We start from the raw sequence: 23,770 nt of genomic DNA, 5'->3' as shown, positions 1-23,770 counted from the left end.
TGCGGCCTTCCGCAAGCAGGGCGCGCGCATCGCCCACTCGGGAGCGGCAATGAGGCCAATGATCCCAGAGTGGGCAAACCGGCGCATCTACGCCAGGCGGCATACAGTTCGCTATGCGTCCTCATCCGAAAGTTCAGCGGAAGCGCGCCACGCGCGAGCCTGAACAACCGTTCAGAATTCTCTTCAAGTTTCGCCGGAACGTTCTTCGCGATGTGAGGTTTTACGTCAGCTCAATTGGAGGAGAATTGGAATGAAAAGGCTTGCATATATCGTCGCTGCACTCGGCGCGCTCGTCATCGCGGCGCCGTCGATCGCAAGCGCCGAGACGGTCATCATCAAGAAGCGCGGTTACCATCATCACCACCACCCCCACCACGGCGCGCGGGCTGAATTCAGGCGCGACCGCGGGTGGCACCGTGGATGGCGGCATGGTCATCGCGACAGGACCGTGGTCATCAAGAAGTATCGCTACTGAGACCGACCTGAAATGGAAAATGGCTCCTCGCGGAGCCATTTTCTTTGTTGCACGTTGGCTTCGAGGCTCAGCTATAGATCTCGAACAGGCCTGCGCCGCCCTGGCCGCCGCCGATGCACATCGTGACGACACCCCACTTGGCCTTGCGCCGGCGGCCTTCCTGCAGGATGTGGCCGGTGAGACGCGCACCGGTCATGCCGAAGGGATGGCCGATCGCGATCGAGCCGCCATTGACGTTGTACTTCTCGGGATCGATGCCGAGCTTGTCGCGGGAATAGAGGCACTGGCTGGCGAAGGCTTCGTTCAGCTCCCAGAGATCGATGTCGTCGATCTTCAGGCCGTGGCGCTTCAGAAGCTTCGGCACGGCATAGATCGGGCCGATGCCCATCTCGTCCGGCTCGCAGCCTGCGGAGGCCCAGGCGACGAAGCGGCCCAGCGGGTTGAGGCCGCGCTTCTCGGCATCCTTGGCTTCCATCAGCACCACGGCCGCGGCGCCGTCCGAAAGCTGGCTGGCATTGCCGGCGGTGACGTATTTGCCGGGGCCCTTCACGGGCTCGAGCTTGGCCAAGCCTTCAAGGGTGGTTTCGGGCCGGTTGCACTCGTCACGGTCGACGACGTAGTCGACGATCGATTCCGCCTTCGTCGCCTTGTCGACCACTTTCATCTTGGTCTTCATCGGGACGATTTCGTCCTTGAACTTGTTGGCCTGCTGGGCAGCGGCCATGCGGCGCTGCGATTCCAGCGAATACTCGTCCTGGTATTCGCGGCTGAGCTTGTAGCGCTCGGCAACGATGTCGGCGGTGTCGATCATCGCCATGAAGATGTCGGGCGCGACCTTGAGCAGTTCAGGATCGATCGATTCCTTCGGCGAGCCGCCGCCCGGAATCGAGATGCTCTCGACGCCGCCGGCCACGATGCAGTCGGCACCGTCAGAGCGGATCGAGTTGGCGGCCATTGCGATGGTCTGCAGGCCCGAGGAGCAGAAGCGGTTCACCGAGACGCCGGCGGTCGACGTCGGCAGGCCGGCGAGCAGCGCGGCCTGGCGGCCGATGTTCGGCGCGCCATGCGCGCAGTTACCGAGATAGCAGTCCTCGACATACTCCTTGTCGACGCCGGCGCGCTCGACGGCGTGCTTGATGGCGTGGCCCGCCAGCGACATCGGAGGGGTGATGTTGAACCCGCCGCGGCCGGACTTTGCCAGCCCGGTACGTGCATAGGAAACGATGACAGCTTCACGCATTTGAAAGACCTCCCTTTGATGCGATCCAGTATGGACTGGAGCCGCGCCCGTGTGTAGCGAAAACCCGAATTCCGGCCAGCGGAAAAGGCAAGAACCGGCATCAATCCCAGGCCGGCGCATAGCCGGGATTTACACACCGTTTGTCTTTCGGCAAGCCCGCGATCGCCTTCCGGTCCGCGTCGTCGAGCCTCAGCTTCAGCGCGTCGAGATTGGCTTGTTGGCTCTCGCTGCGCGATGCCTTCGGGATCGCAGCGACGCCATCCTGATCGAGCAGCCATTTCAGCGCCACCTGAGCTGCGCTGGCGTTGTGCTTGCGACCGATCGCGGCAAGCGCCGTGTCGGAAGCCGCAAGGCCTTTGGCCAGCGGCGAATAGGCGATCATCGGTATCGATTTCGCAGTGAGAAATTGGCGAAGCCGCGTCTGATCCAGCATCACATGGTATTCGACCTGATTGCAGGCGATCGGCGCCCCGATCTCCTCGACCACCGTCTTGACGAGCGCAATGTTGAAATTGGCGACGCCGATGGCGCGGGTGCGGCCTTCCTCCTTCAGCCGCATCAGCGTCTCGAAGATCTCGGGCAGGTTCATGTTCGGCGCCGGCCAGTGCACCAGATAGAGGTCGACATGGTCGAGCCGGAGTTTTTTCAACGAAGTATCGAACGCCCGGCGGAGCGCATCCGGCGCCAGGTTTTCGTTCCAGACTTTTGTGGTGACATGCAGATCCTTGCGGGGAACGCGCGAGGCTGCAATCGCGGCACCCACGGCCTCCTCATTGTCGTACATCTCGGCGGTGTCGAGATGCCGGTAACCCAACGCCAGCCCGCCCTCCACGGCCGCGCGGCAGGCATCGCCCTGCATGCGAAAGGTGCCGAGACCAAGCTTCGGCAGGCTGATACCCTGGGTTCGCAGATGTTCCATGATGGCTCTCCCGGAAAGGAAAAAGCACCGCGTGCGTAGCGAAGGCCGCCTCAACGGTATTTCATTGAGGGGAATTGGCCGCTATTGAATAGTTTGCGCGCAGGGCGCGGGGCAAATCAAGATCAGGGCTGCGATGGTAAGAGCGTTGCGACAATGGCTGGAAACCCATGAATTGCCTGCGATTATCGCCGCCGTGCTCGGGGTGGTTATTGCGCTCTCCGTATTGTTCGTTGTCGGCGGCTATCTGATCGTTACGCCCTGAGCCGATTTCCTGTGATGCGGCGCGGGCACTTGTGTTCGACGCCTCACTTCCCCGATCCGGCCGCAGCGAGAATGGGTGACCAGCGCGCGATCTCGGAACGAACAAACCGGTCGAAGGTGGCCGGGTTGCGTTCGTCCTTGGCCGGGATCGAGCCGCCGAGCTGGGCAATCCGCTCGCGCACGGCCGCCTCATCAAGCGCGCGATCGAGCGCATCGGAAAGCTTGGCGATGATTTCGGGCGGAACGCCTTTTGGCGCAAAAAGTCCGGCCCAGACGCTCATCTGATACCCGATGCCCGCTTCGCCGGCGGTCGGAACATTCGGCAGCGTTTCAAGTCGTTTCGCGGCCGAGACGGCGAAGGCCTTGACCGAGCCGGCCAGAACCGACTCCGCCACGCTGACGGACTGCTCGCACATGAAATCGACGTGGCCGCCGACCAGATCATTCAACGCCGGGCCTGAGCCGCGATAGGCAACGAGCGCCGGCTTCGCGCCGATTTCCGCGGTGAACAATAGGCACGCCATATGCGAGGACGCGCCGATGCCGCCATGCGCCTGCCTCACCGCATCGCCCCGTTGCCGGAGGGTTGCGACGAATTCCTTCAGGTCGTTGGCCGGAAAATCCTTCCGCGCGATGACGATCGCCGGCGAGTGGGCCGTGAAGCCGATCGGCACGAAGTCGGCAACGGGATCATATTTGAGGTTCGGCGTGAGCACGGGAGCCGCGACGTGCGAGCCCATCGCCGCCGCAAGCAGGGTATAGCCGTCGGGCGCGGCAGAAGCGACGCGTGCGCTGCCGACCGTGCCGCCGGCGCCGCTGACATTCTCGATGACGATGGATTGCCCGAGAATCTTCGACATCTGGTTGCTGACGATGCGCGCCACCACATCGCTGGCGCCGCCGGGCGGGAACGGCACGACCACCGTAATCGCTCGGGAGGGATAGTCCTGCGCGGGCGACGGCCCGGCAATGCCAGCGAGCAGGATTGCAACCGCGAAAACTTTCCAGACATAAGAACCTGGTTTCATAACGCGCGCTCCTATCCTGCTACTGCGCCGTCACATTTTTCCGTCACCGTTCAATATTTCCGCGACCTCGACCGAACGTCCCTCATGCGCCGAAACAATGCCGGCGCGCACTACTGCGAGCGATCGCGTCGCCTCCTTGCCGCCGACTTCGTGCTGGCGCTGCCCGCGCGCCGCCGCAGCGAACTCCTCGAGTTCCTCGACGAGGGTGTCATTACTTTCGCACGGCATCGCGACCGGCCGGCTTTCACCGCGCTTGAGCAGCCGCAGCCCGTTGTGCAGATCGTAGAACGCCGTCATGTCCTTGCCGTAGACATTCATCAGGTAATATTCCGACGCCGAGGCATAGCTTGCATTCAGCGTCGACAGCGCGCCGTTCTCATGCTCCAGGATCAGGCTCGCGACATCAGGATTGTCGCCGGGCAGCACCAGTTGCACCGACTGTGCGGACACCGCATGGATCGGCCCGATCAAATATGCGAGCACGTCGATATAGTGGATCCCGATCTGCAGCATCACGCCGCCCGGCATGCCCGCGGCCTGGTAGCGCCAGGAGGAGAGATCGACCTTACCGAGGCGATCGCGGCTGATGTTCGCCTCGGCGTTGACGAGCTTGCCGAACAAGCCCGCCTCGATCTGCTGTTTGACGTAGCGGAAATGGCTCTCGCGCCGCCGCTGATAGCCGAGCGCCAGCACCACGCCGGCCGTACGGCAGGCCTCGGTGATGGCGCGGCCATCCGCGATGCTGTTGGCGATCGGCTTGTCGAGAAAGACGTGCTTGCCGGCGGCTGCGGCTGCGCGGGTCGTCGCCAGATGCACATCATTCGGCGTCGTGTTGATGATCGCCTCGATCTCGGGATCGGCCAGCAGCGCCTCGTAGCTCTCGGCCGGCCGGCAGCGGTACTTTGCCGCGAAGTTTTTGCGCTTTTCTTCGGACCTCGTGTAGCAGGTGCGGATCTCGAGCTTGCCCGAACGCTGGATCGCATCCGCCAGAACATCGGACCACCATCCCATCCCGATACAGGCAACGCGAAGCGGATCGGCACCCATCACTCTGCCCTCCCGGGACCGGCTTCGGTCCCTGCGATGTCATTCCCATTTCGCGCCGATCGACTCGACGGCCAGTTTGGCGATCCGCAAATCGGTCTCCCAATCACCGCCGCTCACGCCGACGCCGCCGATGCATTCGCGGTCGACCAGCACCGGCACGCCGCCTTCCATCGCCGTCCACCGTTCCGGTCCGGCGGCGAGCGCAAGCCCGATCGCGTGGGCCACGTCGAGGTCCTGGCCGGCCGCGCCCCTGGCCGTGGTCGGGCGGCGGTTTGACGCGGCGCAAACCGCCTTGGTGGTGCAGGAGTGCACGGTGTGGAAGCGACCGCCGTCCATGCGTTCGATCAGGATCACATGCCCGCCGGCATCGACGATGGCGCAGCAGATCGCAATCTTGGCCTGGCCCGCCAATTCCAGCGCCGTCGCCATGATCATCTTCGCGCCCTGATGCGTCAGGCGCTTGCTCTCGGCGACAAACATGGGGGCGCTCCGGTCGGGAGGGACAGGCGAATTGTGCGTCACCGCAGCGCCTCCTTCAAGGAACGATACGCAATTTCGAGTTGTTTTTTTAGCCAACGTGTCGGCAGAGCGACAGAGCGTGGCCGAACTATGCGGCACGAACATGGAAGTCGCCGGGGATTCTGTGCGACGGGTCACCCGATCGAAGGCGTCAGATGTGCTGCGCCATGATCTGGCCCGGCCGCGCATCCGGACGGGGCTCGAGGTCGACCGACCAGAGGTCGCGATTGTCGACATCCTTCAAGGTCACGGTCATCACTTCGGTCTTGCCGTCGATGTCGACGCGGCCGAAGAACTGCATCCCGAAGCACGGCGCGAGATTCTCGCCGCTGCAGCCCTTCTGGAACATCGCTTTCGGCCCGAACGTATTGTCGAGCGGGGCCGGCGCCCAGGTGCCGGCGTGCAGCGGGCCGGAGACGAACTCCCAGAACGGTTCGAAATCCTGATAGGTGGCGCGGTTCGGATCGTAATGATGCGCCGCGGTGTAATGCATGTCGGCGGTCAGCCATACGGTGTTGCGAATACCGGCGCGCTTCATGAACGAGAGCAGATCGGCGATCTCATGCTCGCGCCGATCCGGCGGCCCGTCGCCGAGCGCGATCGCGTCCTCGCTGATCAGGCCGATCGGCATATCGGCGGCAATCACTTTCCAGGTCGCGTCTGATGCCACCAGCTCGCGCTTCAGCCAGGCGAGTTGCGCCGCACCGAGGATGCAGGTGTCGCTTTGGTCGTCGGGCCTGTTAAAAGTGGAATCGCGGTAGCTGCGCATGTCGATCATGAAGACATCGAGCAGCGGGCCGTAGGCGATCTTGCGATAGATGCGGCCGTCCGCCTGCGCAGGCGTCGCGCGCATCGGCATGAATTCATGGAACGCTCGGCGCGCCCGCGCCACCAGAAGCGAGGAACCGTCCTCGGCATAACCGGTGTCATCGGCGGTGCCGACCGGTGCCCAGTCGTTGGTAACCTCGTGATCGTCCCATTGCGCGAACAGGGGGACCGCGGCATGGAAGGCGCGAAAGTTTGGGTCGAGCCAGTTGTATTTGTAGTTGCCGCGAAACTGCGCCAGCGTTTGCGCGACGACGGACTTTTCCTCGGTGACGATGTTCCGCCACACCCCGCCATCGGGCAGTTTCAATTCCCGCTCCACCGGGCAGTCCGCATAGATGTGGTCGCCGGAATGGATGAAGAAGTCCGGACGGTTGTCGAGCATCGTCCGGTAAGTCCGCATACCGCCACGGCTTTCGTCGATGCCCCAGCCCTGCCCGGTCGTATCGCCCGACCATGCGAACGATACGTTGCTCCGTGCGGTGGGCGCGGTGCGGAAATGCCCAATCTGCGTCTCGCCGGCTAGTCCCGGGCTGTCGCTGCTTTCAAACCGCACGCGATAGAAAATATCCTGCCCCGGTGGCAGGCCGCCGAGCAGAACCTTCGAGGTGAAATCACTGGCCGGCAAGGCATCGGCCGAAGCCGTGCAGATAATGCTCTTGAAGTCCTTGCCCGCCGAACACTCGACCAGCATGCGCGATGGCCGGTCGGCGCGGGCCCAGATCACCGCGGAGTCAGCCGAGACGTCGCCCGATTGAATGCCGCTGGTGATAAGCGGCCGATCGGCGGCGCGGCTGAGATAGGGTCTTGCAATGCTGCCGAGACCGGCGACGGCGCATGTTGCGGCGGAGCGGACCAATAATTGACGCCGGTTCAGGCTTTGCCCGGCGCGTATCGCAATCGGCATCGAAGCACCCTCGTCGAATCACGACGAAGGTGTGCCCGAGCAATTTGAACGCTGGCCGAAGGTTTTACGACAGGTGGATGACGTGAGATCGTAGGATGAGTAGAGCGAAGCGAAACCCATCAAATCGTTGCGCGGAGAGATGATGGGTATCGCTTCGCTCCACCCATCCTACGAATTAATTCTGCCAGCCGCAGATGGCGCCGGACCTGCACGGCCAGGTCTGAATCCGCGTGTCGCGCGCCTGGGCATCGAGCGGATTGCTATGCCGGCGCGCCAGCTGGGCGCGGGCCGCACCGCGCGGCTTCTCCACGCGCCCCTGCGCAGCATGCGCCTTGCGCTCCGGAGTTTTACGGACAACCACGCGCTCCGTCCTCACCGGCCTGCGGTCGGTCCTGGCTTCGATTCTAACAGGCGCGAATTGCGTCTCCGGGCCGAGCCGCTTCGGCGAGAGCAAAGCCGTGGAAGGATCAAGGCTGAACAGCTCGCCCTCGCGATACTCTTCCGCCAGCGCGGCGCTGCCCGATATCAGGAGCGCCGTGCAAAGTGCTGCGGCAATAGCATTTCTCAGGACCATCGCGGGCCTCGTGAAACCGACTCAACAAACTGGGGAACAGCCATCATGTAGGAAGTGGTGCGGATAATTCCAGCCGGTTCCGCCCTCAGGCTTACCGGTGAGTGATTTCAGCGGTGGAAAAGTTCACACGCAAGGCGAGCAGCCGCTATTCGGCCGCTTGCGCCACCGGTTGGCCGATCGCGGCTTCCAGCCGCGCGCACTCGGCGCGGTATTTCGCGACATTAGCTTCCTTTATGTGGCCATAGCCGCGAACGAGTTCCGCCGATTTCGCCAGCGCCACCAGACGCGGCCAATCCTGCGGCTTCGGACTGCCGAGATGGCGGAAGATCATGTCGGAATATTCGCCCGGCAATGCGCGTTCCATCCGCCGTTCGGCCGTGTAGCCGAACGGATCGAACGCGGTGCCGCGCAGGAACTTGAACCGGGTGAGAATATCGAACGCGCGGAAGATCCAGGCTCCGAACTCGCGCTTGCGCAGGCGGCCCGTGACCTTGTCGCGCGGCGCGAGCAACGGCGGCGCGAGGCTCACCTTGACACCCGCCTCGCCGTCGAACTGTTCCTTTAACGCTTTTGCGAACTCGCCGTCGGAATAAAGCCGGGCAACTTCATATTCGTCCTTGTAGGCCATCAGCTTGAACAGGCCCTTTGCGAAGGCTTCCGTCAGCTCATGCGATCCGGGCGAGCCTTTGGCTTCCGCGGCACGAACCCGCTCGACTTCCGCGAGGTAGCGCTTCGAATAGGCCTCGTCCTGATAGTCCGTCAGGAACTTGGCGCGGAAGGCGATGCTCTCCTCAAGCGTCCGCTTCACCGGCGCCGCGCCCGAACTCTTGAAGCGCGCGGCGCTGACGACGCGCTGCAGGTCATGTGCGGCAAGCCGGCCCCAGGAGAACGCCAGCTTGTTCATCTCGATCGCCGCGCCATTGAGATCGATCGCCTTCATGATCGCCTCCAGCGACAGCGGGATTGCGCCGCGCTGGAACGCAAAGCCGAGCATGAAGGCGTTGGTGGCGATGCTGTCGCCCATCAGCGCGGTGGCAAGCCCGGTGGCGTCGAGGATGTCGAGATCGGAGGCGCTGACAGCCTCGTTCAATGAGTCGCGCATCGCCCCCGCCTCGAAATCGATGTCGGGATTGATGACGAAGCTCGCGGTCGGCAAGAGGTCCGCATTGACGATCGCCCGCGTCACGCCGCGCTCGGCCCGGCTCAGCGAAGGAATGCTGGTGGCGACGACGATATCGCAGCCGAGGATGAGATTGGCGTTACCAGGCGCGATGCGGACGGTCGAGAGATCGTCCGCCGTGGGCGCGATGCGGACGTGGCTCATGACCGCCCCGTTCTTCTGCGACAGGCCGGTGAAATCCAGCGTCGAGCACGCCATGCCCTCGACATGCGCGGCCATGCCGAGCAGCGCGCCGATGGTGATGACGCCGGTGCCGCCGATGCCGGTGACGAGGATGTTGTAGGGCCCCGCGAGCGCCAGCGGCGTGGGCGTCGGCAGATCGGCAAACACCGCCGACGGATCGGCCGCGGTACGGTCGGCCTTACGCAGCTTGCCGCCATGCACGGTGACAAAGCTCGGGCAAAAGCCCTCGATGCAGGAAAAGTCCTTGTTGCAGTTCGACTGGTCGATCCGCCGCTTGCGGCCGAATTCGGTCTCCAGCGGCTGCACCGAGACGCAGTTGGAAACGGACGAGCAGTCGCCGCAGCCTTCGCAGACGCGCTCATTGATGAAGATACGCTTCGGCGGATCCGGATAGAGCCCGCGCTTGCGGCGGCGGCGCTTTTCCGCGGCGCAAGTCTGGTCATAGATCAGGACGGTGAGACCCTTGACCTCGCGCAGCTCCCTTTGCACCGCGTCGAGTTCGCGGCGGTGATGAACAGTCGCGCCTGATGGGAAGTAATTGCTGGGATATTTCTCGGGATCGTCGGAGACGATGACGAGCCGCTTGGCGCCCTCAGCCGACACCTGATGCGCGATCTGCGAAACCGTCAGCCCGCCTTCGGCCGGCTGGCCGCCGGTCATCGCCACCGCGTCATTATAAAGGATCTTGTAAGTGATGTTGACGCCGGAGGCCGCCGCCGCGCGGATCGCCAGCAGGCCGGAATGGGTGTAGGTGCCGTCGCCGAGATTCTGGAAGACATGCGGCTCGCTGGTGAACGGCGCCTGCCCGATCCAGGTCACGCCTTCCGCGCCCATATGCGAGATCGTCTGCGTGCGGCGGTTCGGCACCGACAGCGCCATGCCGTGACAGCCGATGCCGGCCATCGCGCGACTGCCCTCGGGAATCTTGGTCGAGGTGTTGTGCGGGCAGCCCGAGCAGAAATACGGCGTGCGCTGCAGCTTTGCGGCGCCTGTGCCCTCCGCCGGCCGGTCGAACGCTTCGAGTTTTGCGAGGCGCTGCTCCAGCGCCGGGCTGCGATGGCCAAGCTTGCGCAGCCGCGCAACCACGGCCGCCGCGACCATGGTAGGCGTCAGCTCGCCTTCGCTCGCCAGCAGCATAGCGCCGGTCTCGTCGCGCTTGCCGACCACCGAAGGCCGCTTCGACGCATCGACATTATAAAGAATGCGAAGAAGCTGGTCCTCGATGAAGCCGCGCTTTTCCTCGACGACCAGCACGTCCTGCAAGCCTTCAGCAAAGGCGCGCGCGCCGGATTCCTCCAGCGGCCAGGTCAGCGCGACCTTGTAGATGCGCAATCCCAGCGCCTGCGCCTCCGCATCGGTAATGCCGAGATCGGCCAGCGCCTGACGCAGATCGAGATACGCCTTGCCGGTCGCCATGATGCCGAGCCGCGCCGGCTTGGAGTCCAACACGATCCGGTCGAAGCGGTTCACCCGCGCGAATGCCGCGACCGCCTGCATCTTCGGGCCGTGCAGCCGCCGCTCCTGCTCCATCGGCGCATCCGGCCAGCGGATCGAAAGCCCGCCCGGCGGCATCTCGAAATCATCAGGCGTGATGATCCTGACGCGATCGGGATCGCTGATGATCGAAGCCGAGCTTTCGACCGTCTCCGAAATCGCCTTGAAGCCGACCCAGCAGCCGGAATGGCGCGACAGCGCAAAGCCCAGAATGCCGAGATCGAGATAGTCCTGCAGCGTCGCGGGATTGACCACCGGCATCAGCGCCGCGGCGAACACCTGCTCGCTCTGATGCGCCAGCGTCGAGGACTGGCAACCATGGTCGTCACCGGCGAGCGCTATCACGCCGCCGTTCGGCGAGGTGCCGGCCGAATTGGCGTGCTTGAGCGCATCGACGGAACGGTCGACGCCGGGGCCTTTGCCATACCAGATACCGAACACGCCATCGACCTTGGCGCCGGGGAACATGCCGACCTGCTGGCTGCCCCATACGGCGGTCGCGGCGAGGTCCTCGTTGAGGCCGGGCGAGAACTCGATGTCGTGCTGCTTGAGGAAGGACTTTGCGCGCCACAGCGCGTGATCGTACATGCCGAGCGGCGAGCCGCGGTAGCCTGATATGAAACCGGCGGTGTTGAGTCCCTGCGCGCGGTCGCGTTCGCGCTGCAACATCGGCAATCGGACCAGCGCCTGCGTACCGGACAGGAAGATTCGCTTCGCATCCAGCCGGTACTTGTCGTCCAGCCCCACGTCCATCAACGCCATTCGTCCGCTCCCCGTCGCGCCGGTTATTTTGAACCGGTCTAATTGCGAACAGAATGCACCGGTTTTGCTATGCGTGCCCAGCGTGAATTCATGGCCGCAGGACATATCTCGGCCTGCCCTGTGGATCAGCCCGCCTCTTGCGGGCGCCCGCCTTCTTTGAAACGCTTGGGCGTAAACGGAGACACCAGGGATGACAGAACCGGCATTCAGGACCGAGTTATTGGAGAGCGGCAATCTGCTGGTGGGACCGTGGCGCAGCCCCAAACAGATGCTCCATGCGCAGGTCTATGACTCCCACGCCTCGATTCACGACGATGCGACCGCGCAAAAGCTCGGGTTTCAGGGCGGCACCATCGAGGGCCCGACCCATTTCAGCCAGTTCGCGCCGCTGTGCGAACGAATCTGGGGCCAGGCCTGGTTCGAAACCGGATGCCTGTCGGCGCATTACCGCAACCCCGCCTTCGAGGGCGAGGAAGTGCAGGCCAATATCGAGAAGGCCAAGCCCGGCCAGACCATTTTCGCGATCGGCATGACCAAGCGCGACGGCACCGAGATACTGCGCGGCACCGCATCCGTCGGTGACGTCTCGGAAACAGCGCTTTCCCGGCGGCTCGGCGAATTGAAGCCGCTGGCCGATCCGGTCATCCTCGCCGACCTCAAGGTCGGCATGAAGACCGGACGGCAGACGGTGAAAATGGATTTCGACCAGCACATGGGCGACCTCTATCCGTTTTCGCTCGCCGACAAGCTCAAGGCCATCACCGAACCTTCAGCCTATTATTCGCAGGAGCTCAATCCCTGGGGCCGGGCGATCATCCCGTTCGAGATGCTGAGCGTGTTATTTCAGTACCGCGCCCGCGAAGACCGGCTGCCGGTGCGCGGACCCGCGGTCGGCCTGTTCGCCGATCAGGAAATCCGCCTGCTGCGCGGTCCGCTCTTCGTCGGCGAGAGTTATTCGACTGAGCGCGAAGTTGTCGCGCTCAGCGGCAGCCGCCGCACCGAAAGCGTGTGGATGCGCACGACCGTGTTCGCGGCCGATGAGAAACCGGTTGCAACCATGTTGCTGAACATGGCCAGCATCAAGGACTCCTACGCCAGCTACGAGCAGGAGCACAAAGCGCTGTACGCCTAGGTGAGCCTGAGCCGGTATCGCCAACAAGGACAACAATAAAATGGCCCGCCTGCCCTATCTCGAAGCCGACCAGGTCGCCCCCGAATACCGCGACATGCTCAAGCGCAACACCAATCTGCACAAGCTGTTGGTGAACTCGCCCGATATGGCCCGCGCCTTCAACGGTGTCGGCAACCATATCCGCTTCAAGAGCAAGCTCGATCCGCGCTTGCGCGAGCTCGCGATCCTGCAGGTCGGCTGGATGGAGAAATCCGAATACGAGTTCACCCACCACGTGAAGATCGGCAAGGAATTCGGCGTCACCGATGACGATATCGCTGGACTGATAGCGGAGACCGAGGGCAAGCCCTCGAAGCTCGAACCGCTGGCGAAGGTAATATTGCGCGGCGCCCGCGAGATGGTGCGGGACCTCGCAATGTCGGAGGCGACCTTCGCCGAGATCAAGCGAGAGCTTTCCGATGAGGAAATGGTCGACCTCGTCCTCACCATCGCCTTCTATTGCGCCGTGGTGCGCGTGCTGGCGACGATGAGGATCGATAACGAACCCTATTACAAAGAGGTACTGCAACAGTACCCGATCCCGGGAGTGGAATGAATGCGTCTGAAAGATCGTGTCGCCATCGTCGTCGGCGCCGGCCAGAGCCCCGGCGAAGGCATCGGCAACGGCCGCGCCACCGCGCTGACCTTTGCGCGCGAAGGCGCCAGGGTGCTGTGCGTCGATCACCATCTGGAATCGGCACAGGAAACCGTCGACCTGATCGCCGCGAACGGCGGCACCGCGGCAGCGTTCAAGGCCGACGTCACCAAGAATGCCGAGCTCAAGGCGATGGTGGCGGACGCGCAAGCGCGCTGGGGCCGTATCGACGTGTTGCACAATAATGTCGGCGTCAGCCTGTCCGGCGGCGACGCCGAGCTGCTCGAAATATCGGAGGAAGCCTTCGACCGCTGCGTCGCGATCAATCTAAAGAGCTGCGTGTGGGCCGCCAGGCATGTGATCCCGATCATGCGCCAGCAAAAGAGTGGCGCGATTATCAACATCTCCTCGATGGCCGCGATCACCACCTATCCTTATGTGGCATATAAGGCGACCAAGTCGGCGATGATCGCTTTCACCGAACAGCTCGCCTACCAGAACGCGCAATACGGCATTCGCGCCAACGTCATCCTGCCGGGCCTGATGAACACGCCGATGGCCGTCGACACCCGCGCCCGCGAATGGGGAAAGAGCCGCGCCGAAGTCGAGGCCGAGCGCGACAGCAAAGTTCCGCTGCGGCAGAAGATGGGCACCGGCTGGGACGTTGCGAACGCCGCGCTGTTCCTCGCGTCGGATGAAGCGAGTTTCATTACCGGCGTGACGCTGCCGGTCGACGGCGGCGCGAGTGTACGGCGCGGATAGAATCGTAGGGTGGGCAAAGGCGCACAGCGCCGTGCCCACCATTCTCTCCGCGCAAAAAGATGGTGGGCACGCTTCGTCTTGCCCATCCTACGGCATCTCGCCTGACCCTCATGGTGAGGTGGCGATCCCGATGCAGGAGCCACGCCGCCGCGGGATAGACCGCATAGATGGCGAGCCCGATCGCAACAATCCTCATGGCTTCACTAATGTCGAAGCGCGCGCCGCGTAACCGATGAAAAGAAACAGCAGCCCTTCGGTTGCGAGGTGACCGTGCGCCATGTCGATCATCGCGACATAGGCGAGGCAGCACAGCACGAACGCGGCCTCTGGGTTTTTCATGGCAACCGGCCAAAGCCGCCGCAGCGCGGTGGCGACCAGCAGCACCAGCAATATTCCACCGACCCAGCCGAATTCGAGCACAGCCTGCAAAACCGAGTTGTGCGGATCCGTCTTGAAGCAGGACGCCTGGGCCGCAGATGACAGCCCATGGCCGAACAAGCCGGCCGACGGCAATCCCTGCACGGCCTGCCGCAGCAAGGTCTTCCGGATCGCTATCGAATTGTCGAGTTCCCCGCATTCGCCGGCAACGGGGTTCTGCGGCCGCTCCGCGGCGCCTGCGGAGGGGATGACGTATCTCAGGAAAACGCCGCTGGTATGCGGCCGTATGGCAAGGCCGATGACGACGGATGCGATCACAAGCCCGAGAACGGCCGCTATTCCGCGTCGGCGGTCATGGTCGGACACCAGGAAAGCAATCCCGAGCGATCCGACGATCACCACAAATGTAAATCGGACTTGCGACGCCGCGAAGACCACGAGCGCCGGGACGGCGGCCATCGCACTCAGCACTGGCCTGCGGAAATCATCCAGACAGACCACCGCCAACATCAGGAAGCCGAGCGAGGTCAGGAACACAGTCGCGGCATGGGCAAAGCCGAACACGATCGGCCGTCCATGAGGATCATTCCATTGCCCGACGAGCGCGGCACCAACCGCGATCGTACCGATGCCGACGATGAGCAGCGTCACAATCAGGAAGGGCCGGAACGATGTCCCCACCGGCGCCAGTCGTCCCGCGGGGTACGCCAGCAGGGACAATGCAAACAGCGCGGCCTCACGCGTCGGCGGCAGGCCGTTGATCGCGGTCGAGATCAGCGACGCGGCAACAAACAGACCAAACAGGACATCGACCAGGCCGATCCGGAATTCGGAGAAGTGGCCGCTCGCTATCATGACCGCCGGCGCTCCGGCCAGCAGAGCCGCGGTCAGCACCGGATTGCTCGCCAAGCCCGTCGCCCACGCCCCCAAGATCATCAACGCGCTGCTCGACACCAGCATCGCAAACGCAACACGCCAAACCATGCCGTCGAATCTCCGCTCAAAACGAGCCGCAGAGTCAATGCCATCACCAAGGGAGTCAACCCGAGTTAGTGATGGGCTCCCGGCTGGGATGTTGCGAACGCCGCGAATGGAATTGTAGGGTGGGCAAAGGCGCGAAGCGCCGTGCCCACCATGCTCTCGGCGCAAAAGGACGGTGGGCATGCCTCCGTCTGCGCTCGTTGAACTACGGCGGACAAGTTGCTTTGCCGACCCCACGGCCGATGACCGTGAGCTGAGCCACGGTATTTTCAACCAGTCCCGATGTTTACTTTTCGTTAGTAACCTTCTCCTAAGGGTTGCGGCGATCGGGCGGCCTTTTTGCCGGCCCTGCTCACGCGACCTGTGCCTGCGTATTTTGTTTTTGGCCCCCCGCGTGATTCGACGACATCGACCAATTCCAATGACACGATGATGTGACAGCGCATCGTCGCTTGTCGAAATACCGACTCGTTGCGGTCGCACGAATTTCACGTGCGCTCGCTATGAGACGCCACAAGAATTGTGGAAGCCGAGGCACCATGAACGAAGAATTCGACTACGACCTGACGCCGTCCCAGTGGGAAGCCTTGAAGGCATTGCGCACGCCGGCATCCAGATTGCCCCGCATGAGCCGCTATACAATCGATGGCCTGATCGCGCTGGAACTCGCCACGATGAACGGCGATGTTCCCGTCATCACCGCGAAGGGACGCAAGGTGCTGATTCGCGGTTCATCGCTTTTGTTGCAGGATCTGGCCGCCTGACCGCGCGGCATTGCGCACCTGCAGCATGAATTCCGCATTGACCGCACCCGATTTCCTGACATATCGGAGTTCCATCGACTGAGTGGCAACTAGGGTTCCGGATGGCGAAACCGCCATCGCCGGTCCGAGCGTTGCGGAAACCGCGGTAGCACGCGGCTGCACCCGAGGGACAAAAGCCCAGAGGAGGAGATGTCGAGATCTTGTTCGCGCCTGATGGCACGGAGGTCTCATGTCGCTCGTCCCGCTTACACTCGTTGTCTTCGCCGCCTTTATCCACGCCACATGGAATTTACTCGCGAAGCGCGCCGCTGCGGCCGGTGCAGCCTTCGTGTTCGCCTCCAATCTGTTCTCCAGCATCGTCTATCTGCCGTGGATGATCTGGATTCTGATCTATGACGACCTCACCTGGAATGGGCCTGTCATCATCTGCATCGTGCTCAGCACGATCATCCACCTCGCCTACAGCCTGTGCCTGCAGCGCGGCTACCAGGTCGCCGATCTCTCGGTGGTCTATCCGGTCGCGCGGGGCACCGGTCCGATGCTCTCCTCGATCGGCGCGTTCATCCTTTTGCGGGAGACGCCGACCACGCAAGGCATCCTCGGCCTGTTCGCCGTCGTCGCCGGCATCGGCCTCATCACCACGCAGGGCGACCTCTCCGCGTTCAGGAAGCCGCGCGGCCTCGATGGCGTGCGCTGGGGCACCGCGACGGGATCGCTGATCGCAAGCTACACCGTGGTCGACGGCTACGGCGTCAAGGTGCTCGGCATTCACCCGGTCGTGCTCGACTGGCTCTCCAATCTGCTGCGCTTTTTCCTGCTGGTGCCGGTCGTGATGCGGGATTGGCCGGGGGCGAAGAAGCGGATGCAGGGCCATTGGTGGCTGGCACTCGGCGTTGGCGCACTCGCGCCGCTGTCCTACATCCTCGTGCTGTCGGCCATCGAAATGGGCGCGCCGCTGAGCCTCGTCGCGCCCGCGCGCGAAATGTCGATGATGGTGGGCGCGCTGTTCGGCATGCTGATCCTCGGCGAGCGGGTCACGGCATGGCGGGTGGCGGGTTGCGCGGTGCTGATCGCGGGCGTGGTGCTGCTGGGGTCGGCAAGGGCGTAGCCAATCGCCTTGCATCTAGCCCGTTGTGCCGGACATCCACGCCCTTGCTTCCCTTGCGCTAGGCCGTGAACCCATAAATCTGCCGGGCGGAGAGCTTGCCAGAGTCCGCTATGCACCAACAGCAACCAAATCCTGCGGCGTAGCGAAATGACGCGATGTGTCATTAGCGAAAGTCGCAGTGGCGGCCTACTCGATCAACTCGCTGGTGTGGCGCGACCGGACGGTGCATCACTCTGGAAGTCCCGCTTTGCGGAGGCCATCGATATACATCTGAGCCTGCCGTTGACCGGTATGGACTACCCATTCAGATATTCCGAAATGGGGCTCAATCTCAAGGACCTGGGCCACCACCTTCCTTGCTTCTGCATCTCGCCCTAGGTGCGCCAAAGCTGCCGCGAGGCAGCGATAGGCCGGCCCATAAGTCTGGTTCGCTTGGAGAGCGTTCTTCGCCGCGGTAACCGCCTCATCGAAACGACCAAGACCGATGAGTGCAATGCCCATTCCTGTAACCGTTCTAGGTAGCCACGGGTCGAATGGGCTTAGTCGAATGGCGCGCTTGAAGCTTCCGATCGCCTCTTCAAGCTGCCCCGCTAGTTCGTAAGTAAAACCTCGCAGCTCCCATGCGAAGGCTGAATTGGCGTTAAGGGCGACCGCGCGGTCCACCATCTCCCTTGCAGTATCGCCATCGTCAGAGAAGCAAGCGGTTGCCCAGCCAAGTATGCTCAGTGCAATAACGTCGTTTCCGTCGATACTGAGTGCCAACCGAATAAGCCTCAACCCCGCCGCAATTTCCGACTTTGGATCGGCCGTCCATCCCTGATTGACATTTATGAAGTGGCAGCTTCCTGCTTGGGTCGCAGCAAAGCCATACCGAGGGTCAATCTCCAATGCGCGAGAGGCAAGCCGAAGGGCCTCGGCCGTTCCGTCCCGGGTCCATGAGTAGAGGTGCGGGAATGCCCGAAGACAAAGGTCGTAAGCGCTGAGGTTGTTCGGCCGACGCACCGCCGAATCGATTTCAGTTCGAAGCACTTTTGAATGAATGGCCGAGACGACACTTTCGGTCATTCGGTCCTGTAGAGCAAAGATATCGCTCAGCTCACCTTCAAATCGATCGGCCCAAAGGTGCCTCCCGCTCGCGGCATCAATCAATTGGCCGATGATACGGACTTGTCCGGCGGCCTTGCGCGCACTGCCTTCAAGCACGTAGCGGACGCCGAGTTCGCGCCCAACCTGCTTGATATCGACGACTTTGCCCTTGTAAGTAAAACTCGAATTGCGCGCGATCACGAATAGATGTTTGAACCGCGATAACGCTGTGGTGATTTCGTCAACCATGCCATCGGCGAAGTAGTCCTGATCGGGATCGGAGCTCAGATTGGTGAAGGGGAGAATCGCGATTGAGGGTTCATCGGGCAGCGTGAGCGCGGGCTTCGGCGGTTCTACGCCGTTATCGGTGACTGCCGCGCCTGCGGCTCCCTGCGCTTCCCGCACTGGTCCGACGAAACGGAAGCCCTTGCGCGGTAGGGTTTTGATGAGGCGCTGTTCCTCGCCGGAATCTCCGATCACACTGCGGGCGACGTTCAGGCGGGTCGTCAGCGCCGCATCGGAGACGATACGCGCATTCCAAATGGCGTTGATGAGGTCGTCCTTACTGACGACGCGCTCCCTGTTGCGGATCAGGTAGTCGAGCAGGTCGAATACCTGTGGCGCGACGGAGACGACGTCCGGCCCGCGATGCAGCTCGCGCCGGTCGGTGTCCAATGCGTACTCCTCGAAGAGATAGCGCAAGCTGCCATCTCCCTAGGCGGCCTCCGATTGTCGAGGCTCTAGCGCCGGTAGCAACGCAAAAGAATAAGCCGCCGGTGAGGAAAATGTAAGCCGATTGTCAAGCGCGCTCGCGCATGCCTTGGCAACCTCGTCCGGGTAGAAACAACTAATGGATTTCGGTACGGCGCACGGCGCGATCGACTACGTCGCCTCGAACCGAGGTATTGACCCGCGAGGTGTCCGATCCGCCGGATGAACGTATGGTATCTGGCACCGTACTCACAAGCGGTAACCGTTCGCCCGGAGGTATCATGGGGCGGTTTTGCGTAACGCTGATCGAGTGCGGGATTTCGCGAATCGCTGTTAGCGCGGCTATCGCGATGATGGTGTCGCCAGCGCCGGCGCGCGATCCCGACGGACGCTATAGGAATTCACCGCTTCACGAGTGGTTCGAGAATCTGGCGAGCGGCAAGGGCCTCTGCTGTTCGTACACCGACGGCCATGCCGTCGGAGACGCAGACTGGGAAGCTAAGGACGGTCAGTACCGCGTGCGACTACCGAAAAACGCCAACTCCAAAGAGATGATCTGGGTCGATGTGCCAGACAATGCCGTAATCAAGGTGCCGAACAAGGCCGGGCGCACTATGGTCTGGCCGGTCTACAACGACCTCTATCCAGAAATATCGATCCGGTGCTTTATGCCAGGGAGCATGAGTTAGATTGGCCGGTTCTCACACCGGCCTTTCCTCATCCGTCACCGGCGACGTGATCACCAGAAACACCAGATCGACCAGCCCCGAATTCGAGATCGCGTGCTCGACGCCCGGCGGCAGGAAGATGAAATCGTGCTTGCGCACCACGTGATTCCTCCCGGCGATCTCCATCAACCCCTCGCCTTCGAGCACGTGATAGATCTGCTCCTGCACCAGATGCTTGTGGCGCGCGACATACGCCATCGGCTGGTACATCGAGATTCGATAGTCGATATGGCGCGAGCCTGCGGTCTCCGGCATCACCAGCGGCTTCGACAGCGCACCGCCGAAATGATTGGGGAATTCACGCCACGGCACCTCGGCGATGTTGCGGATGAAGGCGCCGTTGTTTTCTGAAGCCATGATGGCCTCCTCTGTCGTCAGATCACAAGCGCCCCGCCATCGACATAGACGATCGATCCGGTCGCAAATCCGTTCGCCATGAACGCCAGAATCTGCCGCGCAATGTCGTCCCCAATACCGACGCGGCCGACCGGCAGCGCGGCCGCCGTCTTCGCCAGCATCTCGCGCCGCGCTTCTTCCGGCATCGCGGCGCGGATCGGCGTATCGATCACGCCGGGCGATACCGCGTTGACGCGCACCAGCGCCAGTTCCAAGGCCAGCGCCTTCGCCAGCGATTCCAGTGCGCCATTGGCGGCGCTGACGATCGCCGAATTCGGCCGCGGACGAACGCTGAGGAATCCCGACACCAGCGTCAGCGATCCGCCGGCGCGGATTTCGGCCTCGCGCGCGACCCGCCACGCGCCCCAGAACTTGCCTTCCATCGTGCTCCGCACATCCTCCATCGCCACCGTCTTGAACGGCCCGGTGCGAAGCTGCGCCGCCGTGACCACGACGTGATCGACCGGCCCGCAACGGCGGAACAGGTTTGCCACGCTGTCATCGCTGGTGACATCGGCGGGGATCGCGATCGCGTTCAGCTTCTCCGCCACCGCATCGAGCTTTTCGACGTTGCGGGAGGCGACGATGACATCAGCGCCCTCGCGCTTCGCCATTTCCGCGGTCGCAAGACCAATGCCGGAGGAGCCACCGACGACGACGACTTTCTTGCCTGCAAGCAGCATGTGATTCCCTCGCGTGAGATCAGGCCGGCTGAAAGCGCGTGCCGATGCCGGCCTTGCTCTGGCCGAGTCCAGGCAATTCCCAGACGCCGGCGCCCACCGGATTGATGTCGGCGGCGATATCGACGTCGATCAGATAGGGCTTGTTGGCGGCGATGCCCTTGCGGATGGCCTCGCCGAGATCGCCGGCACGATCGACGCGCACGCCCTCGACGCCGCAGGAGCGCGCCATCGCGGCAAAATCCGGATTGTAGCGTTCGCCGGTGTTGGGATCATGGAAGTCGGTCGCAAGCTCCCGCCCGCCGAGATAGCCGCGCTGCAACCCCCGGATCGAGGCATAAGCGTAATTGTTCCAGACCACCCACACCACAGGCAGATTATATTCGACCGCCGTACCCAGCACGTTGGCGTGCATGAAGAACGCGCCGTCGCCGCACACGGAGACGCAGGGACGATCCGGTGCGGCAAACTTCGCGCCCATCACGCCGGCAACCCCAAAACCCATCGGACCGAACCCCATCGAGCCGATCAGCGAATCCGGCCGCTTCGGCTTGCAGAAGCCGAGCAGCCAGTTGTGGTGCACGCCGATATCGCTGACGAGGATCGCATCATCAGGCAGCGCCTTGTCGATTTCGAGCGCGGCGCGCTGCGGATTGATCGGCGTGGTATCGTCGGAGAATCCGGGAGCGACGAACTTGTCCCACTCTCTCCGATAGCCGTCGATCTGCGAGAGCCACTTCTTGCGGGCATCCGCTTTCTTGGAGAGATCGCCACGGCGATCGAGCTCGGCATGCACCTGCCGGAGAAAAGTGCGCACGTCGGCCATCAGGCCGAGCGCGACGGGATAATTGCGGCCGATCTCCTCGGGATCGATATCGACATGGATCAGCCGCGTCGGCGGGATGGTGAAGGAGTAGCCCGGGATCCACGAGCTCGACGTGCGGTCGTCGAACCGCATTCCCATGGCTAGCAACACGTCGGCCTGACGCGTGGCGTGGTTGGCCTGATAGTGCCCGGCGCGCGCGACAAGCCCCAGCGCCAGCGGATGATTGCAATCGATCGCGCCGAGCCCGCTGGCCGAGGCCGCGACCGGAATCTGCAGCCGCTCCGCGAGCCTAACCAGTTCTTCCGCCGCGCCGCCATAGCGCACACCCTGCCCCACAATGATCGTCGGCCGCTCGGCCGACAGCAGCATGTCGACAGCTTTCATCACGCCTTCGGGATCGGCGCCGCAGCGGCTCGATATATTGGCATTCCATTCGATCGCGTTCGGTGCCTCCTCGGCCGCCGATTCCATGAATACGTCGAAGGGCACGTCGACCACGACAGGACCGGGCCGGCCCGTCGTCATGGTCTTCCAGGCCTGCCGCACCGCGAGCGGCACCATCTCGCCACGCGTCGGCTGGAACACCTTCTTGCAGATGGTGCGCACGGTGGAGGGGAAATCGGCCTGATGATGCCGGTACATTTCCTGGAAGGCGCCGCGGTTGAACTGGCTGGTCGGCACGTTGCCGGTCACCGCCATGAACGGCACCGAGTCGAGATAGGCGTTAGCGAGCGAGATCGGCAGGTTCGCCGAACCGGGCCCGCAGGACGTGAACGTCGCGGTCGGCCGCCCGGACACGCGGTAGTAAACGTCGGCCATGAAGCCGGCGACGCTCTCGTGATGCACCGAGATGGTCTTGATGTCGTGCGAACGCTCGTACAGCGCGTCGATGAACTGGATGTTGCCGTGGCCGCACAGGCCGAACACCTGCGGCACCTTCTCCTGGATCAGATAGTCGACGATGACCTGGGCGCCGTTGAGCATGTTACGCGACATCGCTTCGTTCTCTCCCTGCAGCCCAATTGTCCGCGCGTTGGCTCGCGCGGTCCCGGCAATGACCGCGACCCTATTTCTCATAATACTGTACGTCAATTGCTATTGTGGTATGATCTCGATCGCGCCTCGCGCGATGCGCGGCGCTGTTGCCGGGCGAGGACGGCCTGATAGAGTTTTGCCTCGCCCATTTGGAGAAGTGATTCCCGTGAAACCGCGCGCCAAGCCGAAGACGAGCGACAAGCCGGCCTCCCCTCGGAAGATCTCGATCGCAAAATTGATGCCGTCCACCGAGCCCAACATCGACGACGAGGCCGAAGAACGCGCGCGCGGCGGCGTGCAGTCGCTCGGGCGCGCGTTTTCCATCCTCGAAGAGGTCGCGCGTCACCGCGAGGGCATCGGCCTAGCCGACCTCAGCAAGCTGGTGGGCCTGCACAACTCCACCACCTTCCACCTCGCCAAGACGCTGGTCTCGCTTGGCTATCTCCGGCAGGAGCGGGATTCGAAGCGCTATCGCGTCGGCCGGCCGCTGTTTGCGCTGGCGGCAAGCGCGCTCGATGAGATCGAGATGGTGAATCTCGCCACCCCGATCCTGGAAGACCTGTCGCGGGAAACTGGCGAAAGCGGCCATTTTGCCGTGCGCATGGGCGATTCCGTGGTCGTCATTGCCCGCACCAGCGGAGCCGGTGCGTTCCAGTTGACCGATCGCGTCGGCGTGGTGCGCCCGGCGCATTGCACCGCGCTCGGCAAGATCATGCTGGCCTCGCTGCGCCCCGACCAGTTGAAGCGCTTTCTCGAACGGGTGGAACTGAAGCCCTCGACAAAAAAGTCGATCACCGATCCCGCCGTGCTGCTGCGCGAGATCGCCGAAATCCGCCGCAGTGCAATCGCCTTCGATGACGGCGAATTCAACGCGGAAGTCCGCTGCGTCGCCGTGCCGGTCTATCATTTCACCGGCGAGGTGATCGGCGCGCTCGGCATTTCCGGCCCGATCTGGCGCATGACCGACCAGGCGGTGCAGAGCCGCGCCAAGCTGGTGCAATCGGCCGCCAGCCGGCTGTCGATCGAATTCGGCGCGCGGGGTCTGGCGAAATTCTCCTGACCCGACCGATCTAAATCCTCCCCACACCGCGAGAAGCGCGCCTGCGACGCATTTGGCGTTGACAGGAACGACTGT

General features: G+C 63.1%; 22 protein-coding genes. 9 read left to right on the top strand and 13 right to left on the bottom strand.

Annotated features, from left to right (window positions below; translation table 11 throughout):
* Nucleotides 1-250: 250 nt before the first annotated feature.
* Nucleotides 251-475: a hypothetical protein gene (locus CQ12_RS16920; protein ID WP_057836414.1), complete on the top strand. Its 225-nt coding sequence runs from the start codon at nt 251-253 to the stop codon at nt 473-475.
* Nucleotides 476-542: 67 nt separating this feature from the next.
* On the opposite strand, the gene CQ12_RS16915 is transcribed toward CQ12_RS16920, so the two are convergent.
* Together CQ12_RS16915 and CQ12_RS16910 are read right to left on the bottom strand one after the other, a co-directional pair.
* A complete protein-coding gene (locus CQ12_RS16915; protein WP_057836413.1) occupies nt 543-1,715 on the bottom strand; it encodes an acetyl-CoA C-acyltransferase in 1,173 nt (390 codons plus the stop codon).
* A gap of 100 nt (nt 1,716-1,815) precedes the next feature.
* On the bottom strand, nt 1,816-2,634 hold the full coding sequence (locus tag CQ12_RS16910; protein ID WP_057836412.1) for an aldo/keto reductase: 819 nt from the start codon (nt 2,632-2,634) through the stop codon (nt 1,816-1,818).
* A 133-nt stretch (nt 2,635-2,767) separates the two neighbouring features.
* On the opposite strand from CQ12_RS16910, the gene CQ12_RS47260 reads away from it, so the two are divergent.
* Complete coding sequence (locus CQ12_RS47260; RefSeq protein WP_283807379.1) at nt 2,768-2,896, top strand: hypothetical protein; 129 nt, start codon at nt 2,768-2,770, stop codon at nt 2,894-2,896.
* A 43-nt stretch (nt 2,897-2,939) separates the two neighbouring features.
* Here the strand turns inward: CQ12_RS47260 and CQ12_RS16905 are convergent, their stop codons facing one another.
* From CQ12_RS16905 to CQ12_RS16880, 6 genes are all read right to left on the bottom strand, one after another.
* Nucleotides 2,940-3,923, bottom strand: coding sequence for a tripartite tricarboxylate transporter substrate-binding protein (locus CQ12_RS16905; protein WP_057836411.1), 984 nt, complete (start codon nt 3,921-3,923; stop codon nt 2,940-2,942).
* 30 nt (nt 3,924-3,953) lie between these two features.
* A complete protein-coding gene (locus CQ12_RS16900; protein ID WP_057836410.1) occupies nt 3,954-4,970 on the bottom strand; it encodes a Gfo/Idh/MocA family protein in 1,017 nt (338 codons plus the stop codon).
* 39 nt (nt 4,971-5,009) lie between these two features.
* Nucleotides 5,010-5,450, bottom strand: a complete 441-nt coding sequence (locus CQ12_RS45080; protein WP_057836409.1) for a GlcG/HbpS family heme-binding protein — start codon at nt 5,448-5,450, stop codon at nt 5,010-5,012.
* Between the two features lie 190 nt (nt 5,451-5,640).
* The gene (locus tag CQ12_RS16890; protein WP_057836408.1) at nt 5,641-7,221 is read right to left on the bottom strand and encodes an alkaline phosphatase D family protein; all 1,581 of its coding nucleotides are present in this window, start codon (nt 7,219-7,221) and stop codon (nt 5,641-5,643) included.
* 175 nt (nt 7,222-7,396) lie between these two features.
* A complete protein-coding gene (locus CQ12_RS16885; protein ID WP_057836407.1) occupies nt 7,397-7,795 on the bottom strand; it encodes a hypothetical protein in 399 nt (132 codons plus the stop codon).
* Nucleotides 7,796-7,940: 145 nt separating this feature from the next.
* On the bottom strand, nt 7,941-11,414 hold the full coding sequence (locus CQ12_RS16880; RefSeq protein ID WP_057836406.1) for an indolepyruvate ferredoxin oxidoreductase family protein: 3,474 nt from the start codon (nt 11,412-11,414) through the stop codon (nt 7,941-7,943).
* A gap of 190 nt (nt 11,415-11,604) precedes the next feature.
* Here CQ12_RS16880 and CQ12_RS16875 point away from each other — a divergent pair, with 190 nt between their 5' ends.
* Genes CQ12_RS16875 through CQ12_RS16865 form a run of 3 tightly spaced genes read left to right on the top strand, consistent with a single transcriptional unit; the run spans nt 11,605 to nt 13,942 of the window.
* Nucleotides 11,605-12,546, top strand: coding sequence for a hotdog family protein (locus CQ12_RS16875; RefSeq protein WP_057836405.1), 942 nt, complete (start codon nt 11,605-11,607; stop codon nt 12,544-12,546).
* A 40-nt stretch (nt 12,547-12,586) separates the two neighbouring features.
* Entirely contained in the window at nt 12,587-13,141 is a 555-nt protein-coding gene (locus CQ12_RS16870) for a carboxymuconolactone decarboxylase family protein (protein WP_057836404.1), read from the top strand.
* A complete protein-coding gene (locus CQ12_RS16865) occupies nt 13,142-13,942 on the top strand; it encodes an SDR family NAD(P)-dependent oxidoreductase (RefSeq protein ID WP_057836403.1) in 801 nt (266 codons plus the stop codon).
* Between the two features lie 192 nt (nt 13,943-14,134).
* Here CQ12_RS16865 and CQ12_RS16860 read toward each other — a convergent pair whose 3' ends face one another.
* A complete protein-coding gene (locus CQ12_RS16860) occupies nt 14,135-15,304 on the bottom strand; it encodes an O-antigen ligase family protein (protein ID WP_057836402.1) in 1,170 nt (389 codons plus the stop codon).
* Nucleotides 15,305-15,840: 536 nt separating this feature from the next.
* Here CQ12_RS16860 and CQ12_RS16855 point away from each other — a divergent pair.
* Nucleotides 15,841-16,065, top strand: a complete 225-nt coding sequence (locus tag CQ12_RS16855) for a hypothetical protein (protein WP_057836401.1) — start codon at nt 15,841-15,843, stop codon at nt 16,063-16,065.
* A 229-nt stretch (nt 16,066-16,294) separates the two neighbouring features.
* A complete protein-coding gene (locus CQ12_RS16850; protein WP_057836400.1) occupies nt 16,295-17,173 on the top strand; it encodes a DMT family transporter in 879 nt (292 codons plus the stop codon).
* 228 nt (nt 17,174-17,401) lie between these two features.
* On the opposite strand, the gene CQ12_RS16845 is transcribed toward CQ12_RS16850, so the two are convergent.
* A complete protein-coding gene (locus CQ12_RS16845) occupies nt 17,402-18,961 on the bottom strand; it encodes a winged helix-turn-helix domain-containing tetratricopeptide repeat protein (RefSeq protein ID WP_057836399.1) in 1,560 nt (519 codons plus the stop codon).
* A gap of 290 nt (nt 18,962-19,251) precedes the next feature.
* On the opposite strand from CQ12_RS16845, the gene CQ12_RS16840 reads away from it, so the two are divergent.
* Nucleotides 19,252-19,659: a hypothetical protein gene (locus CQ12_RS16840; protein ID WP_157088264.1), complete on the top strand. Its 408-nt coding sequence runs from the start codon at nt 19,252-19,254 to the stop codon at nt 19,657-19,659.
* A gap of 12 nt (nt 19,660-19,671) precedes the next feature.
* On the opposite strand, the gene CQ12_RS16835 is transcribed toward CQ12_RS16840, so the two are convergent.
* Genes CQ12_RS16835 through CQ12_RS16825 form a run of 3 tightly spaced genes read right to left on the bottom strand, consistent with a single transcriptional unit; the run spans nt 19,672 to nt 22,596 of the window.
* The gene (locus CQ12_RS16835; protein ID WP_057836398.1) at nt 19,672-20,055 is read right to left on the bottom strand and encodes a cupin domain-containing protein; all 384 of its coding nucleotides are present in this window, start codon (nt 20,053-20,055) and stop codon (nt 19,672-19,674) included.
* Between the two features lie 17 nt (nt 20,056-20,072).
* The gene (locus tag CQ12_RS16830; protein WP_057836397.1) at nt 20,073-20,777 is read right to left on the bottom strand and encodes an SDR family oxidoreductase; all 705 of its coding nucleotides are present in this window, start codon (nt 20,775-20,777) and stop codon (nt 20,073-20,075) included.
* Nucleotides 20,778-20,796: 19 nt separating this feature from the next.
* Nucleotides 20,797-22,596: a thiamine pyrophosphate-binding protein gene (locus CQ12_RS16825; RefSeq protein WP_057836396.1), complete on the bottom strand. Its 1,800-nt coding sequence runs from the start codon at nt 22,594-22,596 to the stop codon at nt 20,797-20,799.
* A gap of 205 nt (nt 22,597-22,801) precedes the next feature.
* On the opposite strand from CQ12_RS16825, the gene CQ12_RS16820 reads away from it, so the two are divergent.
* Nucleotides 22,802-23,695, top strand: coding sequence for an IclR family transcriptional regulator (locus CQ12_RS16820; RefSeq protein ID WP_083519326.1), 894 nt, complete (start codon nt 22,802-22,804; stop codon nt 23,693-23,695).
* The last annotated feature ends 75 nt before the right edge of the window (nt 23,696-23,770 follow it).

The organism is Bradyrhizobium jicamae, from assembly GCF_001440395.1.
GTDB classification, from domain to species: Bacteria; Pseudomonadota; Alphaproteobacteria; order Rhizobiales; family Xanthobacteraceae; genus Bradyrhizobium; species Bradyrhizobium jicamae.
This window is presented reverse-complemented; position numbering and strand designations above follow the sequence as displayed.

Coding starts and splice junctions, on each gene's coding strand:
- CQ12_RS16920 (WP_057836414.1), top strand. CDS start 251: ATGAAAAGGCTTGCATATATCGTCGCTGCACTCGGCGCGCTCGTCATC.
- CQ12_RS16915 (WP_057836413.1), bottom strand. CDS start 1,715: ATGCGTGAAGCTGTCATCGTTTCCTATGCACGTACCGGGCTGGCAAAG.
- CQ12_RS16910 (WP_057836412.1), bottom strand. CDS start 2,634: ATGGAACATCTGCGAACCCAGGGTATCAGCCTGCCGAAGCTTGGTCTC.
- CQ12_RS47260 (WP_283807379.1), top strand. CDS start 2,768: ATGGTAAGAGCGTTGCGACAATGGCTGGAAACCCATGAATTGCCTGCG.
- CQ12_RS16905 (WP_057836411.1), bottom strand. CDS start 3,923: ATGAAACCAGGTTCTTATGTCTGGAAAGTTTTCGCGGTTGCAATCCTG.
- CQ12_RS16900 (WP_057836410.1), bottom strand. CDS start 4,970: ATGGGTGCCGATCCGCTTCGCGTTGCCTGTATCGGGATGGGATGGTGG.
- CQ12_RS45080 (WP_057836409.1), bottom strand. CDS start 5,450: ATGTTTGTCGCCGAGAGCAAGCGCCTGACGCATCAGGGCGCGAAGATG.
- CQ12_RS16890 (WP_057836408.1), bottom strand. CDS start 7,221: ATGCCGATTGCGATACGCGCCGGGCAAAGCCTGAACCGGCGTCAATTA.
- CQ12_RS16885 (WP_057836407.1), bottom strand. CDS start 7,795: ATGGTCCTGAGAAATGCTATTGCCGCAGCACTTTGCACGGCGCTCCTG.
- CQ12_RS16880 (WP_057836406.1), bottom strand. CDS start 11,414: ATGGCGTTGATGGACGTGGGGCTGGACGACAAGTACCGGCTGGATGCG.
- CQ12_RS16875 (WP_057836405.1), top strand. CDS start 11,605: ATGACAGAACCGGCATTCAGGACCGAGTTATTGGAGAGCGGCAATCTG.
- CQ12_RS16870 (WP_057836404.1), top strand. CDS start 12,587: ATGGCCCGCCTGCCCTATCTCGAAGCCGACCAGGTCGCCCCCGAATAC.
- CQ12_RS16865 (WP_057836403.1), top strand. CDS start 13,142: ATGCGTCTGAAAGATCGTGTCGCCATCGTCGTCGGCGCCGGCCAGAGC.
- CQ12_RS16860 (WP_057836402.1), bottom strand. CDS start 15,304: ATGGTTTGGCGTGTTGCGTTTGCGATGCTGGTGTCGAGCAGCGCGTTG.
- CQ12_RS16855 (WP_057836401.1), top strand. CDS start 15,841: ATGAACGAAGAATTCGACTACGACCTGACGCCGTCCCAGTGGGAAGCC.
- CQ12_RS16850 (WP_057836400.1), top strand. CDS start 16,295: ATGTCGCTCGTCCCGCTTACACTCGTTGTCTTCGCCGCCTTTATCCAC.
- CQ12_RS16840 (WP_157088264.1), top strand. CDS start 19,252: ATGGGGCGGTTTTGCGTAACGCTGATCGAGTGCGGGATTTCGCGAATC.
- CQ12_RS16835 (WP_057836398.1), bottom strand. CDS start 20,055: ATGGCTTCAGAAAACAACGGCGCCTTCATCCGCAACATCGCCGAGGTG.
- CQ12_RS16830 (WP_057836397.1), bottom strand. CDS start 20,777: ATGCTGCTTGCAGGCAAGAAAGTCGTCGTCGTCGGTGGCTCCTCCGGC.
- CQ12_RS16825 (WP_057836396.1), bottom strand. CDS start 22,596: ATGTCGCGTAACATGCTCAACGGCGCCCAGGTCATCGTCGACTATCTG.